19 protein-coding genes are annotated in these 15,398 nt (G+C 35.6%); 8 read left to right on the top strand and 11 right to left on the bottom strand.

Annotated features, from left to right (window positions below; translation table 11 throughout):
- Nucleotides 1–93: 93 nt before the first annotated feature.
- From BM084_RS10280 to BM084_RS10255, 6 genes are all read right to left on the bottom strand, one after another.
- Nucleotides 94–1,026, bottom strand: coding sequence for a ribonucleotide-diphosphate reductase subunit beta (locus BM084_RS10280; RefSeq protein WP_075325239.1), 933 nt, complete (start codon nt 1,024–1,026; stop codon nt 94–96).
- 255 nt (nt 1,027–1,281) lie between these two features.
- The gene (locus tag BM084_RS10275) at nt 1,282–2,013 is read right to left on the bottom strand and encodes a hypothetical protein (protein ID WP_075325238.1); all 732 of its coding nucleotides are present in this window, start codon (nt 2,011–2,013) and stop codon (nt 1,282–1,284) included.
- 3 nt (nt 2,014–2,016) lie between these two features.
- Nucleotides 2,017–2,373, bottom strand: coding sequence for a DUF4870 domain-containing protein (locus BM084_RS10270; protein ID WP_093304615.1), 357 nt, complete (start codon nt 2,371–2,373; stop codon nt 2,017–2,019).
- Between the two features lie 11 nt (nt 2,374–2,384).
- Entirely contained in the window at nt 2,385–3,206 is an 822-nt protein-coding gene (locus tag BM084_RS10265; RefSeq protein ID WP_093304613.1) for a DUF4412 domain-containing protein, read from the bottom strand.
- Nucleotides 3,207–3,508: 302 nt separating this feature from the next.
- Entirely contained in the window at nt 3,509–4,072 is a 564-nt protein-coding gene (locus tag BM084_RS10260; RefSeq protein ID WP_075325235.1) for a DUF3109 family protein, read from the bottom strand.
- Nucleotides 4,073–4,224: 152 nt separating this feature from the next.
- A complete protein-coding gene (locus BM084_RS10255; RefSeq protein ID WP_093304611.1) occupies nt 4,225–4,881 on the bottom strand; it encodes a hypothetical protein in 657 nt (218 codons plus the stop codon).
- A gap of 320 nt (nt 4,882–5,201) precedes the next feature.
- Between BM084_RS10255 and BM084_RS10250 the strand changes: the two genes are divergently transcribed.
- The 3 genes from BM084_RS10250 to BM084_RS10240 are packed head-to-tail and all read left to right on the top strand — an operon-like array spanning nt 5,202 to nt 6,584.
- Nucleotides 5,202–5,783 carry a MarC family protein gene (locus tag BM084_RS10250; RefSeq protein ID WP_075325233.1) on the top strand — a complete coding sequence of 194 codons (582 nt, stop codon included), beginning with the start codon at nt 5,202–5,204 and terminating at the stop codon, nt 5,781–5,783.
- Complete coding sequence (locus BM084_RS10245) at nt 5,780–5,977, top strand: hypothetical protein (protein ID WP_075325232.1); 198 nt, start codon at nt 5,780–5,782, stop codon at nt 5,975–5,977. Before BM084_RS10250 ends, BM084_RS10245 begins: the two co-directional genes overlap by 4 nt.
- A 1-nt stretch (nt 5,978) precedes the next feature.
- Nucleotides 5,979–6,584 carry an FAD-dependent oxidoreductase gene (locus tag BM084_RS10240; protein ID WP_075325231.1) on the top strand — a complete coding sequence of 202 codons (606 nt, stop codon included), beginning with the start codon at nt 5,979–5,981 and terminating at the stop codon, nt 6,582–6,584.
- Here the strand turns inward: BM084_RS10240 and BM084_RS10235 are convergent.
- The 4 genes from BM084_RS10235 to BM084_RS10220 all read right to left on the bottom strand — a co-directional run bounded on the left by BM084_RS10235 (nt 6,579) and on the right by BM084_RS10220 (nt 9,560).
- A complete protein-coding gene (locus tag BM084_RS10235) occupies nt 6,579–6,881 on the bottom strand; it encodes a hypothetical protein (protein ID WP_075325230.1) in 303 nt (100 codons plus the stop codon). The two genes, BM084_RS10240 and BM084_RS10235, sit on opposite strands and share 6 nt — an antisense overlap.
- Before the next feature lie 12 nt (nt 6,882–6,893).
- Nucleotides 6,894–8,480 carry a S41 family peptidase gene (locus BM084_RS10230; protein WP_093304609.1) on the bottom strand — a complete coding sequence of 529 codons (1,587 nt, stop codon included), beginning with the start codon at nt 8,478–8,480 and terminating at the stop codon, nt 6,894–6,896.
- Nucleotides 8,477–8,908 carry a deoxycytidylate deaminase gene (locus tag BM084_RS10225; RefSeq protein WP_075325228.1) on the bottom strand — a complete coding sequence of 144 codons (432 nt, stop codon included), beginning with the start codon at nt 8,906–8,908 and terminating at the stop codon, nt 8,477–8,479. Before BM084_RS10225 ends, BM084_RS10230 begins: the two co-directional genes overlap by 4 nt.
- A gap of 64 nt (nt 8,909–8,972) precedes the next feature.
- On the bottom strand, nt 8,973–9,560 hold the full coding sequence (locus tag BM084_RS10220; protein ID WP_075325227.1) for a HupE/UreJ family protein: 588 nt from the start codon (nt 9,558–9,560) through the stop codon (nt 8,973–8,975).
- A 322-nt stretch (nt 9,561–9,882) separates the two neighbouring features.
- Here BM084_RS10220 and BM084_RS10215 point away from each other — a divergent pair, with 322 nt between their 5' ends.
- From BM084_RS10215 to pncA, 4 genes are read left to right on the top strand one after another with little or no spacing between them, the layout of a single operon-like run.
- A complete protein-coding gene (locus BM084_RS10215) occupies nt 9,883–10,446 on the top strand; it encodes a PAS domain-containing protein (protein ID WP_083634126.1) in 564 nt (187 codons plus the stop codon).
- Nucleotides 10,447–10,498: 52 nt separating this feature from the next.
- Nucleotides 10,499–11,026, top strand: a complete 528-nt coding sequence (locus BM084_RS10210) for a macro domain-containing protein (protein WP_075325226.1) — start codon at nt 10,499–10,501, stop codon at nt 11,024–11,026.
- 12 nt (nt 11,027–11,038) lie between these two features.
- Entirely contained in the window at nt 11,039–12,442 is a 1,404-nt protein-coding gene (locus tag BM084_RS10205; protein WP_075325225.1) for a nicotinate phosphoribosyltransferase, read from the top strand.
- Nucleotides 12,443–12,444: 2 nt separating this feature from the next.
- Nucleotides 12,445–13,056, top strand: coding sequence for a bifunctional nicotinamidase/pyrazinamidase (gene pncA / locus BM084_RS10200; protein ID WP_075325224.1), 612 nt, complete (start codon nt 12,445–12,447; stop codon nt 13,054–13,056).
- Here pncA and BM084_RS10195 read toward each other — a convergent pair.
- Nucleotides 13,043–13,822 (bottom strand): THC0290_0291 family protein, encoded by a 780-nt coding sequence (locus BM084_RS10195; RefSeq protein WP_075325223.1) that lies wholly within the window; start codon nt 13,820–13,822, stop codon nt 13,043–13,045. The two genes, pncA and BM084_RS10195, sit on opposite strands and share 14 nt — an antisense overlap.
- Before the next feature lie 203 nt (nt 13,823–14,025).
- Between BM084_RS10195 and gdhA the strand changes: the two genes are divergently transcribed.
- On the top strand, nt 14,026–15,369 hold the full coding sequence (gene gdhA, locus BM084_RS10190; RefSeq protein ID WP_075325222.1) for an NADP-specific glutamate dehydrogenase: 1,344 nt from the start codon (nt 14,026–14,028) through the stop codon (nt 15,367–15,369).
- Nucleotides 15,370–15,398 lie beyond the last annotated feature (29 nt).

Here is a 15,398-nt window from a genome sequence, read left to right as displayed (position 1 = left end):
TTTGAAATTTGGAAAGAAAAATAAACCGGGGGGCGGTAGTTTAAAAAAACTGAAACAGCGTCATATTGGGGAGCATGGCGCCAGTTCCAGTTTTTACAAATCAGTTTTTTTACTGATTTTATTAAACTCTTTATCTGTTTTGTTAATTTGAGAGTAATCTTGTGCTCTCTTATTTACTAAATTTTCTTTAGCAATGTTTTCCTCTTTTAAGTTTCTATTCAGTATTAAATCGGTAAACAATCTTTTGCTTTCGTACTCAAGATATTCGGTTAAAGATTTAATTTTGAGGTCAATTAAATCTAAAGGAAGAAAGTCAGCAATAAATTCTTTTTCTATAGCTACAGCTTCACCAATAATTTGCTGTATTTTTTTGTCTGAAATTTCTTCTAAAAGGTGATCTCTAAAAAGTTGAACTGCAAAATCCCTGTGTAAGGCTTTATCGCGGTAAATAAGCTCATAGGTAAAGCAAAGCCCAGGTATTAAACCGCAATTTTTTATCCAGAAAATAGTAGCAAAACTACTATAAGAAAAAATACTTTTTGCAGTAGCTAGAGCTACTAATTTTTCGGCAAAAGAGTTGCTATTAGTCCATTTTTTTATCCATTCTTCCCTGGCTGATGTAGCAGGTATTTTTTGAATGTCTTTAAAAACATTTTCTTGTTGAGTTGTATTAAAAAAGGAATTTAAACACATACTATAGGCTTCGGTATGTGTATTTTCCATAACCAGTTGTAAATCCAGAAAGGATCTAGCCTCAGGAAGATTAATCTTGTTGCTAATTTTTTTGGTTAAACTGCTCAGGTTTCTTTCTGCAGAAAGAATTAAACCAAGAACTTTATTAAGAAACAGGCGTTTCTCTCCATTTAATTCTTCCCAGGATAATAAATCTTTTTGAATATCTATTTGTCCCGCAGTCCAAAAATTAGCTTCAATAGCTTTATAGGCATCCCAAATATCGTTGTGTTTCACAGGAAATATTACAAATCTGTCTTTGTTATCCCGTAGCAAGGGCTCCTGTTTACTCATTTAAGTGGGGGTGTTACCGTTTATTTATTGGATTGGCAACAAATATTAAAAAAAATTCTTATTCCGCTAATATGCTTTGTTTAATATTTTTATAAAGTTTTCAACACAAAAAACTAATAATTAGTAGTTTGTATAGCCTGATATGGCTAATATCGTAAGAAATATGATTTATATATGTTGAAAAGTACGAAATAAAACAAACGTTAAAACCCCCTAATAGATTACTATTGAGGGCGTAAATTTACAATCTTACTTTTATGAAGAAAAATACCAGTTAATTTCTGAAGGGGTATTTTCAACTTGTTGTATCTCTGTAGTTTTAGGATAAATTTTTCCTGAAGAATCTTCAAAAACTTCAGTAATATGGTATTCAATAAGATTCCATCCTTTTTTTAGCTCTAAAGAATAATTTTCTGAAGCTTTAAAACTTTCATTTTGAGCCTGGGTGAAAGTTGTATTAATGCAGGTGCCTTTTACAGTAGCCGGTTCGTCAAGATAAGTCCATTCTATGTACTTCCCGGTACCGCTATTTTCTTCACCGTAAGTAAAGAAATAATCGGCAATAGCTTTTTTGGAGGCGGGCATAAGTAAACCCAAAATTTCTTTCTCTCCTTTAAACACCACAAGCTGTTTTGGTAAACTGCTTAAGTTGGTTTCTCCATTATTATATGATAAACCTCCAGATAGGCAAGAGAAAGTTCCGGAAACGGTTTTTAAAGATGCCTGCCAACCTTCAGGAGATTTTTCCTGTTCTTTCTCCATTTGTGCTTTCATTTTCTGAAGAAAATTTGGTTGCAATTCAATAGTTAGATTTCCATTGTTGTCTATACCACCAAATTCCTGGACACTACCTGAAATAAAATCCAGCACTCCGATTTTGGCACTACCATATTCCCAGTTTTCTACTTTAGTTTCAATTAGATTTTGAGAAAGCGCATTAAAACTAAACAGAAAACAGACTATTAAGTTTATAATTAAAGTTTTCATTTTTTAAATATTAGCAAACCATTTCTCAAACTGATGCCCAAGCATAGGTACCGGTTTTGTTTTATGATTAATAGCATTTATAAGCCCCATTATCCATAAATACAACAGGAATATTGAACCGAGAAAACTTAGAATCCATCCCAATATTGGGATCATTCCAATAATAAAAAGCCCTAAACTAAGTATTACCAATCCCAGGGATTGTTTAATATGAAATGCTGCAAATTCGTCTTTTTTATCGTTATTTAAAACAAAGGCTACCACGAGCCCAATAATGGTTAAATAGGCAATAATAGCTATGGTTTTAGGGTCAAAAGTATTTTTCGCTTCGTTAGATTGGTGTGTGTTTGAATTCTCCATAATCTTATATATTATTTAGATGCGCCCAGGGCAGCATAATTTTCTTTATTTATTGAAAAAGACTTTTTCTCAAGGCTGGTGCAGCGCATAGTGGTGTTGTGATCTGGATTATTTTTATCCAGCATTTGCATTTCCATCATTAAGGCATCGCCGTCTTCCAGCCAGTCTGCATTCCATCCTTTTGGAATATTGCTTTTTTCGTCACTATACATGTTGGCAAAACTAATAGGAGCTTCCCGGGTGAGGTAGAAGGTAAACTTGTGTTCTTTTGTTTCGGTTTCATAGCCCTGGCATTCATAACCCAGAATATTTTTTGTGCCAATTTTCTTTAATTCTGAATTTTCGTAAGGATTAGTTTCTTCTTCAGTATTGTCAAGGTTTATTTTACTGGCGGTAATAAAGTTAGTGTCATCTGAAGAGAGATACATAACGGTAAGTTTCCTATCCATATCCAGCACCATAAACATACCTTCGGCTTGCGGCACCCGCATTCCAAAATAGGGTGCATCTTCTTTAAGAAGATAGGTCATATCTACATTGCCATCTTTAGTTTCCATATTTAACTGGTACTCCCAGTTAAAATCGTAAGATTGCGGAACTTCACTAACATCTACCCGGTTAGCACCCATTGGGATAGGGCTATTTTTAAGATCGGTTTCCCACATTTTGTTGAGAGACTTGTTAGCTTCATTTGCAGCTTTATTAGAAATATTTTCAGTCACTGCATGTTCAACTTTTTTTTCTACTTTTTCTTTTAATTTCTTTAAAAATTGGGCCTCTGTAGTAGAAACACATAATAAAAGAGAGCACCCTAATAGAATAAGTTTTTTCATAATATAAATTTTAGGTTATCAATAAATTGTAACTAAACTACCTTGAACCATGCCCAAGGCATTCATTCAAACCATTGTTTAATTTTCGAGGCAGGCCTCGGAGCATTTAAATCCCGATTATCGAGTAAATGCTTAGGGTTAGGGGCGTAAATTTAAAAATGTAGGGGAATAAATAAATACCGGTTTAGAGGGTGAGCACCGGATAAATTAGGGGTGAAATTCAAAAAATGAATATACGAAATCTTTTAGAATATTTAAAATAATATTCTGCCAATCAAATGGATAAGAAATAATTCCAGTATTTAAAGGTCTTTAGCGGCTGCTTCGAGTTGATTGTACCAATCTTCGCCAAATTTTCTAATAAGTGCGTCTTTGGTGAATTTATAAACCGGTACCTGAAGTTCGGCACCCAAACTGCAGGCATCATCACAAATTTGCCATTTATGATAATTTACCGCAGAAAATTCTGAGTATTCCTGTATCCTAATTGGGTATAAGTGGCAGGAAATAGGTTTTTTAAAATCAATATCCCCCTGGTTGTAGGCTTCTTCAATTCCGCAGAGTGCAATACCGTTATCATCAAAAGTAACGTAGGCACAATCGGCGCCATCTATTAACGGAGTTTCAATTTCGTCAAGATCGGTAGTGATGTAGGTACCTTGTTTTTCTATGGCATCTATCCCTTTTTGTCTCAAATAAGGTTTTACTTTGGGATAAATTTCGTCTAGAATTTGACGTTCTTCTGGTGTTACCGGTGCCCCGGCATCGCCGTCTACACAGCAAGCACCTTTGCAAGCCGAAAGGTTACACACAAAATCTTTGGTTAAGATCTCTTCTGAAACTATGGTTTTTCCTATTTGAAACATAGCCGCAAATATAAATTTAACTTGTTTGATTTAGAAAGTTTTACCTAAAATTTCTATTATGATTTTTTCAACCTGAAATTTTCAGCGATAATTTCAAAAAATAGATAATCAAAATTAAAAAATTCGGTTTTATGAATGAAAAGTCAAAATTTTTAGAAGGCAAAACCTATCCCTATGTTGGCCATGAGCCCAGAAAATAGTAAGTTATAGGGTTTCACTTCAGAATCAAATTCAAAATTTATAGTTTCCCTGCTGCCATCGTTATACACCTTTATGGCTTCTACATGGTCTGGTAAAGAGGAGAAAGAGTAACCCACTTTAGGTCTAAAATAGGATAAACCACCTAGTTTTGCTCCCAACTTAATATTCAATGAACCGTGAGAAGCATCTAAAATATCCCTGGAATCTTCATAGTGAACAGTTCCTTTAATATTAATATTGCCATAGCTTAAGCCTCCATATAAACCTCTCCCGGGTTTAAAAAAATAATAATTTAATCCGCCTTCTATATAGGTGTAATTAAGTTCGTCGTTATTAGATGCGTCCACTTGCTCTTCTCCAACGAGCCAATCAGACTTTATATTAGAATAATCTACACTAACCGCCAATTTTTGATTAAGAAGTGGCGATACATATTCAAGGTTTCCACCTATAATAATGGGAAAGCCAATTTTGGCGCCAATTCTTATTGGTCTAAGCTTTTTTTCTTTTGCTGAATTTTCATTTATAGAAATAGCTTCCTGTGCGTGGAGATTTGCAAAACCGAACAAAACTGCACATACAATTAGAATATTTAAACTTCTTTTCATCTTTAAAATTCGTGGATTTAAAAATTCACATAAAATATCTAGAAGAATATCTTCTTATTTCTTAAAAAAAGTACTTGAATTAAGAAAATGGGGTGTGGGGAAGGATAAAAGTATTTTAATTTGAATATGCTTCAAATACCTGATTATGGGTATTTTTTGGCAAATGTTATCTAAAATATTTAGCGCTTTAAGTTGAAATTAATCTTCGTTGAAATCACTATAAAAGAACACCTCAATTTTAATAAAAATTTTACCTGTTAATTCCTTGATGCTGTGTTTTTAAAAATTAATTTTGCGCAAAATTTTTCAAAAAGTGAGTTATGTGGAAATTACTCGATGCAAAACAAATTTTTACCGCCGGAATGATTCTTTTTGCGGTAATTGATATTATTGGAAGTATCCCTATTATTATAGACCTGAGAAGAAAAGTAGGTCATATTCAAAGTGAAAAAGCTTCGGTGGTCGCAGGTATTATTATGATTGTTTTCCTGTTTGTGGGAAAGGAGATTTTGAATTTAATTGGGATAGATGTAAACTCATTTGCCGTGGCAGGGGCGTTTATCTTGTTCTTCCTGGCTCTGGAAATGATTTTAGGAATTACACTTTATAAGGACGATGAACCCGAAACCGCTTCTGTAGTTCCGCTTGCGTTTCCCTTAATTGCCGGTGCAGGTACACTTACTACCCTGGTTTCACTTCAGGCAGAATATGAAACGGTAAATATCATTGTAGCTATACTTATCAATATTATCTTTGTATACGTGGTACTAAAATCTTCTACCAAAATGGAGAAAGTTTTAGGTAGCCAGGGAATTAGTGTAATTAGAAAAGTATTCGGCGTAATTTTGCTGGCTATTGCCGTAAAATTATTCGCCACAAACATTCAGAGTTTATTTTCATGAAGTTATTTATTTATACCGTAATTTTTTTAGCTGTAGTCATAATTGGTTACAGCGCAACTGTTTTAAATTTTGATGATCTTTTAAAAGGCGATAGCGCAACCGCTGTACTGGTTATTGTTGGAAGCCTTTGCGTAATTATTCTTATGGGGATTTTATTAACCTCCAGAAGTATTGCGAAAAAGCATAATTCTTAATATGAAATTTGATGTTCTTATTATTGGCGGTGGCGCGGCAGGAATGTCTTGCGCACTTATCTTAGGATCTGCACTGCAGAATAATATTATTACCAATAAAAAGGTAGGCTTGCTTACTCACCAAAAAGCTTCGCATTTAAATTCGGCGCTCTTAAATAATATTTTGGGAGTTGTGCCGGGAACTTCAGGACAACAAATTCTAAAAGATGGAATTCTACATTTGGAAGAACAATATCCTGAAATTGAACAATTAGCGAAAGAAAAAGTAAAAGAGATTATTCCTATAGCTGAAGGTTTCAGTGTAATTACCAACAAAAATACATACGAAGCCGAAAATGTAGTGCTGGCAACAGGTTACACCAGTCCTTTTAGAATTAAAGGTTTGGAAGAGGAAGTTATTCCGCATAAAAAAGCTAAAGTTTCTAAAGACCGTATTCAGTTAAAAAATGAAGATCATTTAGTGAAACCGGGATTGTATGTAGCCGGTAGTCTCGCTGGTTGGCGCAGTCAATTTTCTATAGCCTGTGGTAGTGGTGCAAGTGTAGCTACAGATATTTTAAGTTTCTGGAAAGGAGAGCATACGAAAGTACACGATAAGCTTTTATAGCATAAAATAGCCGGTAACCATCAAAGGAATAGAAAGTAGCATTAGAATTAAACAGGTACGGTGCAATCTTCTATAAAGAAGGGCAAGCCTTAATTTCTCTTTGAATTCTTTATCCTGAGTTTTTTTAATCTGATTTTTAATAGAAGTAACCGAAACATTTGCAGAAGTAACCAAAATATCCTTTTGTAAAAAGAGTAATGCGCTATTATCTAAAAGCCGGAAACTCACCGCAATTATGAAGAAAAATAGCGGGGAAACGGTTAAAAAAATTATAAAGTTTTCATGATTCGCACTCACGCATGCAAGCTATTAATTTTTTTGCGATAATTCAAGAATTTTCTCAATGGCAGGATCATTTTCATTAATTAGTTTTTCAAAAGCCGTGGTGCCGTAGAGCTGTTGGGCAATTACCGCTTTTAGATATTGCTTTAATAAAGTGGTATGGTTATTTACATTAAGCCTAATATTTCCATTTCCAACAAATCTTACAAAATCCTGCACCATTTCGTTAGAGATTGTAACTTTTTCATCAAACTCTTCCCGCTTTACATTATTGTAAAAAGTACGGTTTTCTTCGAGGACATTAAATATAAACCGACTCATATACCCGCCGTGTAAAAGAAGCTTTATATTGTTTCTTTCATTATCACTGTCTTGCGGAATAAACACATCGGGAATTATCCCTCCGCCGCCATAAACCACTTTTCCTTTAGGTGTTTCGTACCTAAGTGAATCATCTACATTTATGCTGTCGGCGCTATTGAGCTCCCCATTTTTATAGCGTCGCATATAATCTTTAAAATAGCTCTCATTACCGTTATCATATGGCTTTTGTATAGAACGGCCCGTTGGGGTGTAATATCGTGCAATGGTTAATCTTACCGCGCTACCATCGCCCAAATCCATTTCACGTTGCACAAGGCCTTTACCGTAAGATCTACGACCTACAATGGTACCGCGGTCGTTATCCTGTAGTGCGCCGGCCACGACTTCACTTGCCGAAGCTGAATTTTCATTAATAAGAACAAAAAGATCTCCATTCTCTAAAAGACCTTTTCTTCGGGAAAAAGTTTCTTCAACCGAGCCGCTTTTATTTTTGGTGTAAAGAATTAATTTATCGTCTTCCAGGAATTCGTCTACAATCTTAATCGCTTCTGAAAGATAACCGCCAGGATTGTCTCTAAGGTCCAAGGCTATTTGATTAGCGCCTTCTTTCTTGAGCTTTTTCAAGGCGTTTTGAAATTCTTTATAGGTAGTTTCAGAAAACCTGTTCACTTTAATATAACCTAAATCTGGCGATAACATATAAGCGGCATCTACACTTTTTAGCGGTACACGGCCCCGCTTCACTTTAAAGGTGAGTAAATCCTTGATTCCTTTTCTTTTAACTTTAAGTGTTACGCGAGAATCTTCTTCTCCTTTTAGGTGTTTTGTAAGCGAATCGTTAGTAATATCTTTATTAAAAAGGGGAGTGCCATCGGCATATAAAATACGGTCGCCACCGCGAATTCCTATTTTTTCACTGGGGCCGCCTTCCAAAGCCTGTATTACCACTACGGTATCGTTAACGTTATAAAAACTAACCCCAATGCCTACAAAATCGCCCTGCATATTTTCTACTACGCCGGCATATTCTTCTTTTGGAATATATACCGAATGCGGATCAAGATTTTCAAGAATTCTATTAACCGTAATATCTACAATACTATCGGTATTTACATCGTCTACATACTCATAGTCAATGTAGTCTATAAGTCGGTTGAGTTTTTGTTTTTTGGGATTTGAAGAAAAAAGGGCATCAGAAGAAGAAAAATCCAGTTTTCCGCCCAGCAAAACGCCGGCGGCGCAAGCTGTAGCAAGAAGAATAGGAATTAATATTTTTTGCCTGGTATTCAATCTTCTAAATCGTTAATTTGTTCAAGGGTGACCCCTGCTTTTTCAAGAAAATCCAGTCCGGAATTATCTTTATAATCTATATGATAAACCAACCTGGTAATTCCTGCCTGGTGAATTAATTTACTGCATTCTTTACAGGGAGACATTGTGATATAAAGTGTTGCGCCATTACAGGATTGCGTAGATCCTGCAACTTTTAAAATAGCATTGGCTTCAGCGTGCAGCACGTACCATTTTGTGTAACCTTCGTCATCTTCACAATAATTTTCAAATCCTGTTGGAGTGCCGTTGTAACCATCAGAAATTATCATTCTATCTTTTACAATAACTGCGCCAACCTGCTTTCTTTTACAATGCGATAATTTACTCCATTCGCGGGCAATTCTCAAATATGCCTTATCGTACTTTAATTGTTTTTTCTTATCCATATTAGCGCTATAATGCGGCTTTTTTAGACGAAATTTTTCGTCTTATTTTTAATTCACTAATTTATTAAATAGCCTGAAAATTTTCCTGGAGAATTGGTAAAATAATACCAATTACTATGGCTGAAGTTACTAAGATCCAGTCCCTTTTGGAAACCGAGAAGATATTTTGGGCAATAAAACCAAGAATTATTACAGCAATAACTACAATAACCTGCGCAGCTTCTATACCAAGTGCGAATTCTAAAAGTGGTAGAAATTTGCTTTCTGTATTTGAAGCCACCATTTTAAAATATGAAGAAAATCCAAGTCCATGAATTAAGCCGAAGAAAACCGTTGTAAAATATAACGGATTATGATTTTTATTACGTTCTTTTTTACTTGCTGTGATAATATTGTAAAGAGCTGTGAGAATAATTGTAATAGGAATTAACAATTCTACCCAGGCTGAATCTACTTTTACAATTTCATAAACCGAAAGAAATAAAGCTAAGGTGTGGCCAATTGTAAATAGGGTTACCAGCCATAGAATTCGTTTCCAGCTGCTAAAGGTGTAAGCGGCAACAAGTACAATAAGAAATAAAATATGGTCGTAAGCCTGCCAGTCAAGAACGTGTTCCAGACCTAATCTAAAGTACAGCCAGAATTGGGACATATCAAAAATATTAGAAAAATCCGAAAGTACAACTTATTCAGAATATTGCAAAAGCTTTTGCGGCTCTTAGTTTTAAGCCCAAATGCGTTATAAAATGACATTTTATGAGCCGTTTTTTGAGAAGATTTTTTTAGAAAATTAACACTTCTTGTGGTTTCACATGAAATAATGATAATAGACGTTTGTTAATTGTTGAGGTATTTCTTCTAAAAACTCAACATTAACGTTGATTTAAAGAGTGTTGAATAAGATTTTAGGTAGTTTTGTTTGTTAAATAGATTGCGAAATAAAACCTGAATTTGTTCACCGCTAAAAAAAGACTATGAAGAAGAATCTAATGAATATGCAGTGTCTTGATATTTATCTTTCCTCTTTAAGCCAGGAAGAATATGAAGAAATTGAAGACGAAATTACTGTTTCTGATATTAAGGTGATGCCTCTTCGCAGCTGGGATATTTATAACGAGCATTTTGCAGAGCAATTATTGAATTTAAAACAGGAAAAAGCAATTAAGTCATTTAAAAAATTAGCCAAAAAATTCGATTGGAAAAACAACTGGAAAGAAGTGTTTCAAAACAAATCTTTTGATGCTTTGGTTTTAACAAATCAGGAAGCTAAAATCCAGTGGGTGAGTGAAGGTTTTACTGATATGACTGGTTATAGCAGCAAATTTGCGATAAATAAAACACCTCATTTTTTACAAGGAAAAGAAACCGATAGGGCTGTTTTAAACCGAATTAAACACAAATTGTCACGTGACGAACCTTTTACTGAAGTTTTGGTAAACTATAAAAAAGATAAAACTCCTTATAAGTGCGAGATTAGCGTTATTCCCTTGATAAATGACAGAACCACTCATTATTTAGCCCTGGAGCGGCAGGCCTAAACCTTTCGTCTTTTATTAAATTTTTGTAATTTCTGAATAAGAAATCAGAGTTATGAAAAAAACCATCCAGAATATTGAAATTGAAGTTTTTCAAGGAGATATAGCTAATCTACCCAATGTGGAAGCTGTGGTAAATGCTGCCAATGCACAACTCACCACTGGAGGTGGCGTTGCAGGGGCAATTCATCGTGCTGCCGGTCCAAAACTTTATGAAGAATGCAAACCTCTTGCACCTATCGCTCCCGGCGAAGCAGTAATTACCGTCGCTTATAATTTACCCAATAAGTATGTAATTCATAGTTTAGGGCCGGTTTACGGTAAAGATAAGCCTGAAAATAAGCTGCTGGAAAACTGCTATAAAAATGTTTTAAAACGAGCAGAAGAGAAGAAAGTAAAGTCTGTTGCCTTTCCTGCAATTTCTACCGGCGCTTTTGGTTACCCTATAAAAGAAGCGACAAAGATCAGTTTTAATACAATTTTAGCCGAAATCCCTAAACTTAAACACTTGCAAAAGCTTAAATTTGTGCTATTCAGTGAAGCAGATCTCGAGATTTACGAAACTATGCTTGCTGAAATGTAAACCAACCAAGCTATGCTAGATTTCTCCGCTACTTATACCGATCAGTATCAACTGGCGATGTCGCAGGTGTATTTTAAAAAGGGCCAAAAAGACCATACCGCAATTTTTGATTATTATTTCAGAAAACTTCCTTATAACGGTGGGTACGCGATTTTTGCCGGACTTCAGGATTTACTGAAGATCATTGAAAATTTAAAATTCAACGATAAAGACCTGGAGTACCTTAAAAAACAGGATTTTGATGATGATTTCCTGCAGTATCTCAAAGATTTTAAATTCCACGGAAATATTTATTCGGTTCAGGAAGGGGACGTGGTGTTTCCCACACGGCCTATTTTGCAGGTAGAAGCCAATATTATTGAAGCGCAAATTATTGAAACCATACTACTTAATTTACTCAATTTTCAAACTTTAATAGCTACTAAAGCCAGCCGAATTAAACTGGTTTCTGGAGAAAGAACTTTACTGGATTTCGGTTTAAGAAGAGCGCAGGGACCCGGAGGGTATTACGCCACCCGTGCCGCAATTATTGGGGGTTTTAACGGGACCAGTAATGTAATTGCCGGTAGAGATTTTAATATTCCGGTTTCGGGAACCATGGCCCATTCTTTTATTCAGAGTTATGATGATGAAATCACCGCATTTAGGGATTTTGCTGAGGGTAGGCCAAAAGATTGTGTTCTGCTGGTAGATACTTACGATACGCTTAAAAGCGGTGTACCCAACGCGATTACAGTTGCAAAGGAAATGGAAGATCGCGGCGAAAAATTGATGGCTATTAGGCTAGATAGTGGAGATTTAGCTTATCTCTCTAAGCAAAGCAGAAAAATGCTGGACGAAGCCGGACTCGATTACGTTAAAATTGCAGCTTCCAATCAATTAGAAGAAAATGTAATTAAAAGTTTGCTGGAACAAGGCGCCAGGATAGATGTTTTTGGTGTGGGAACCAATCTTGTTATTGGAAGTCCTGATGCTGCTTTAGACGGAGTTTACAAACTGGCTTATTCCAACGGAAAACCAAGAATCAAAATTTCAGAAAGTATTGTAAAGGTTACGCTTCCGCATAAAAAACAGGTATATCGTTTAAGAGATACTGAAGGCAACTGCGTGGGCGGAGATTTGGTGGCTCTTTTTGAAGAAGATAATATTAAAAATATGATTCATCCTTTTGAGCCTTATAAACAAATGAAAGTTGATGGTTTAGAAAAAGAAGCATTGTTGAAACCGGTTATGGAAAACGGGAAGAATAAACTGGAAAAGAAATCGCTTCAGGAAATCGCGGAATATAGTAAAAACCGTCTGGCTGAACTTTCTATAGAATATAAGCGTTTTAACAATCCGCATATATATAAAGTGGGAATTAGTGAAGCATTAAAAGCCGAACGTGATAAATTAATAGCATCTTTTAAAAATTAGTTATGAAAACTTTGATTATTATAGATCCTCAAAACGATTTTATGCCAGGTGGCTCGCTTGCTGTACCTAATGGAGATGAAATTATCCCGGTGATCAATAAAATTCAGGAAAGCTTTGATTTAATAATTGCTTCCCAGGATTGGCATCCAAACGGCCACGCCAGTTTTGCCAGTAGCCACAAAGGAAAAAAGGAGTTTGAAACTATTGATCTTAAAGGAATAGAGCAGGTAATGTGGCCAGAGCATTGTGTGCAAAATACCGATGGCGCCGAGTTTCATAAGGATTTAAAAACTTCAAAAATTGAAGCCATTTTTAGAAAAGGCACCAATCCAGAAATAGACAGCTACAGTGCTTTTTACGATAATCAGCATTTAAAATCCACCGGGCTTTCTGGGTATTTAAAAGAAAAAAATGCAAAAGACCTTTATTTTTGCGGACTTGCTGCTGAAATTTGTGTGCATTTTACCGCTAAAGATGCAATTAAAGAAGGTTTTAAAGCGACCATAATAGAGGATGCTACACGCGCGCTAAACGCGGGAGATTTTAAAAAAGCTAAAGTAGAATTAAAAGAATTGGGTGGTAGAATTATTTCTTCAAATGCTATTGAAAGTTGATATAATAAACATAGCCAACATTCACCCAAAATATATAATCGTTGAATTTATTTTGAGGCGCGTCAATATTTAATCCGTCAAGCCAGTCGCTACCGTAATATTGTCCCCGGGCTTCAATTAAAAGATCGTGTCTAAATCCCAGGCGGTAGCGTAAACCAAGTCCGCCAATTATAGAATAAGTGCTGCCACGGTCAAAATCCATTCCGCCAATAAAAGTTGGGAAAACATTTTTAGGATTTTGCAAAGAACCTAAATCAGAATAGGCATCAGCTTTATAAGAAACAAAATGCCCGCCCAGGCTTATATAAGGAGAAAACATATAACCCGAATGCGTAAAATCCCGAATGCGAAAAGGGTGATATTCCAAATGAATTCCCCCTTCAATAATTTCACTTTCCCCGTGCATAGCGCGTAATAATTGTCCGCCCAGGGTTGGTTTGCTGGCTACAGGACCATAATGTTCTAATTTAGAGTAAAAATAATCCAGTTCATTTCTTATTCTAAAATGATTGGTAAAAAAAGAAGCCGCCTGTGAGTAGTGACAGTCGGTTTTATAGGCAAAGTTCATATAATGGGAAATCCCAATGCCATAGCCCGCGTTATTAAGGTTATTTCTAACATTCCAGCGTTCCCCATAATCGGTAAAAAATGAAGCTGGACCGGCCTTAACGCCAATTTCGTGTGCAATACCAAACTGGGCATAACTCTTTCCCTGAAAGAATAATGTAAAAACTAAAAGAGCTATAAATATCTTGCAATTATGCATAGTACCAGCTTGGGAGGATGCAACAAATATATAAAAACTACTTTAACAAAAAATTAGATAAAATATTCGCTCTATAAAACGCTGAAAGTAAGACGTTAATTTTATATGAAAAGATAAAAATTTGAGGTCGTTTTTTATAGAACTCATATATTTGCAGTACAAAACACAGCTTTTTTTATAAACTATTTGAAGTATCACATAATATGGAACAAAATATTCAGGATTTCCTCGATAAAGTATCAAAAAGGAATCAAAATGAACCCGAATTCATGCAGGCCGTGCACGAAGTTGCTGAGACTATTATTCCCTTTATAGAAGAGAATAAAAAGTACCAGAATATGCAACTTTTAGAGCGTATGGTAGAGCCGGAACGTGTTATTATGTTCAGGGTTTCCTGGTTAGATGATGAAGGTAATATTCAGGTGAATCGCGGGTTTAGAATTCAAATGAATTCAGCCATTGGACCTTACAAAGGTGGTTTGCGTTTTCACCCTTCCGTAAACCTTAGTATCCTTAAATTTCTTGCTTTTGAGCAGGTATTTAAAAACAGCCTTACCACTTTACCAATGGGTGGTGGAAAAGGAGGATCTGATTTTGATCCAAAAGGAAAATCAGATAATGAAGTAATGAGTTTTTGCCAGAGTTTTATGACAGAACTTTATCGCCATATAGGTGCAAATACCGATGTTCCTGCGGGAGATATAGGCGTTGGCGCTCGTGAAGTTGGTTATATGTTTGGCCAGTATAAAAGATTACAAAACGAATTTACCGGCATTTTAACCGGGAAAGGACTCTCTTACGGTGGGTCTCTTATTCGTCCTGAAGCTACCGGTTACGGGAATGTATATTTTGCACAAAATATGCTTAAAACACGCAATGAATCTCTTGAAGGTAAAACGGTAGTGGTTTCAGGATCTGGAAATGTGGCGCAATATGCTGCAGAAAAAGCCCTGGAATTTAAAGCGAAGATTTTAACAATGAGTGATTCTGGAGGTTATATTTATGATGAAGCCGGAATTGATTCAGAAAAGCTTCAGTTTATCATGGATCTTAAAAATGTTAGACGTGGTAGAATAAGTGAATATGTAGATCAATATCCTTCAGCTAAATATTATGAAGGAGAAACACCATGGAGTGTGAAATGTGATGTAGCGCTTCCTTGTGCTACGCAAAACGAACTTCAAAAAGCTGATGCTGAGAAGTTAATTGAAAATGGTTGTATGTGCGTGGGCGAAGGTGCGAATATGCCGTGTACCCCAGATGCTGTAGAGGTGTTTAAGGAAGCAAGAATTTTATTCTCGCCTGGTAAAGCTTCTAATGCTGGTGGTGTTGCCACTTCTGGTTTAGAAATGAGCCAAAATTCTATGCGATATAACTGGACTTCACAAGAAGTAGACCAAAAATTACACGCGATTATGAACGATATTCACGATCGTTGTGTTGAGTTTGGAAAGGAAGAAGATGGTTATATAGATTACGTGAAAGGAGCAAATATTGCCGGTTTCGTGAAAGTTGCCGATGCTATGCTTGCACAGGGAGTAGTTTAATTACTTTCTAAATAGAATTAAATTAAGGT

The sequence above is a fragment of the Salegentibacter agarivorans genome, assembly GCF_900113135.1.
GTDB classification, from domain to species: Bacteria; Bacteroidota; Bacteroidia; order Flavobacteriales; family Flavobacteriaceae; genus Salegentibacter; species Salegentibacter agarivorans.
Note: the sequence above shows the minus strand (reverse complement) of the source record. Positions and strands in the feature narration are given on the sequence as shown.

Excerpts from the sequence above, each read along its gene's own strand:
- BM084_RS10270 (WP_093304615.1), bottom strand. The coding sequence starts at position 2,373 with ATGGAGAATTCAAACACACACCAATCTAACGAAGCGAAAAATACTTTT.
- BM084_RS10255 (WP_093304611.1), bottom strand. The coding sequence starts at position 4,881 with ATGAAAAGAAGTTTAAATATTCTAATTGTATGTGCAGTTTTGTTCGGT.
- BM084_RS10275 (WP_075325238.1), bottom strand. The coding sequence starts at position 2,013 with ATGAAAACTTTAATTATAAACTTAATAGTCTGTTTTCTGTTTAGTTTT.
- BM084_RS10225 (WP_075325228.1), bottom strand. The coding sequence starts at position 8,908 with ATGGATAAGAAAAAACAATTAAAGTACGATAAGGCATATTTGAGAATT.
- BM084_RS10210 (WP_075325226.1), top strand. The coding sequence starts at position 10,499 with ATGAAAAAAACCATCCAGAATATTGAAATTGAAGTTTTTCAAGGAGAT.
- BM084_RS10205 (WP_075325225.1), top strand. The coding sequence starts at position 11,039 with ATGCTAGATTTCTCCGCTACTTATACCGATCAGTATCAACTGGCGATG.
- BM084_RS10265 (WP_093304613.1), bottom strand. The coding sequence starts at position 3,206 with ATGAAAAAACTTATTCTATTAGGGTGCTCTCTTTTATTATGTGTTTCT.
- BM084_RS10240 (WP_075325231.1), top strand. The coding sequence starts at position 5,979 with ATGAAATTTGATGTTCTTATTATTGGCGGTGGCGCGGCAGGAATGTCT.
- BM084_RS10280 (WP_075325239.1), bottom strand. The coding sequence starts at position 1,026 with ATGAGTAAACAGGAGCCCTTGCTACGGGATAACAAAGACAGATTTGTA.
- BM084_RS10195 (WP_075325223.1), bottom strand. The coding sequence starts at position 13,822 with ATGCATAATTGCAAGATATTTATAGCTCTTTTAGTTTTTACATTATTC.
- gdhA (WP_075325222.1), top strand. The coding sequence starts at position 14,026 with ATGGAACAAAATATTCAGGATTTCCTCGATAAAGTATCAAAAAGGAAT.
- BM084_RS10215 (WP_083634126.1), top strand. The coding sequence starts at position 9,883 with ATGAAGAAGAATCTAATGAATATGCAGTGTCTTGATATTTATCTTTCC.
- BM084_RS10220 (WP_075325227.1), bottom strand. The coding sequence starts at position 9,560 with ATGTCCCAATTCTGGCTGTACTTTAGATTAGGTCTGGAACACGTTCTT.
- pncA (WP_075325224.1), top strand. The coding sequence starts at position 12,445 with ATGAAAACTTTGATTATTATAGATCCTCAAAACGATTTTATGCCAGGT.
- BM084_RS10260 (WP_075325235.1), bottom strand. The coding sequence starts at position 4,072 with ATGTTTCAAATAGGAAAAACCATAGTTTCAGAAGAGATCTTAACCAAA.
- BM084_RS10250 (WP_075325233.1), top strand. The coding sequence starts at position 5,202 with ATGTGGAAATTACTCGATGCAAAACAAATTTTTACCGCCGGAATGATT.
- BM084_RS10245 (WP_075325232.1), top strand. The coding sequence starts at position 5,780 with ATGAAGTTATTTATTTATACCGTAATTTTTTTAGCTGTAGTCATAATT.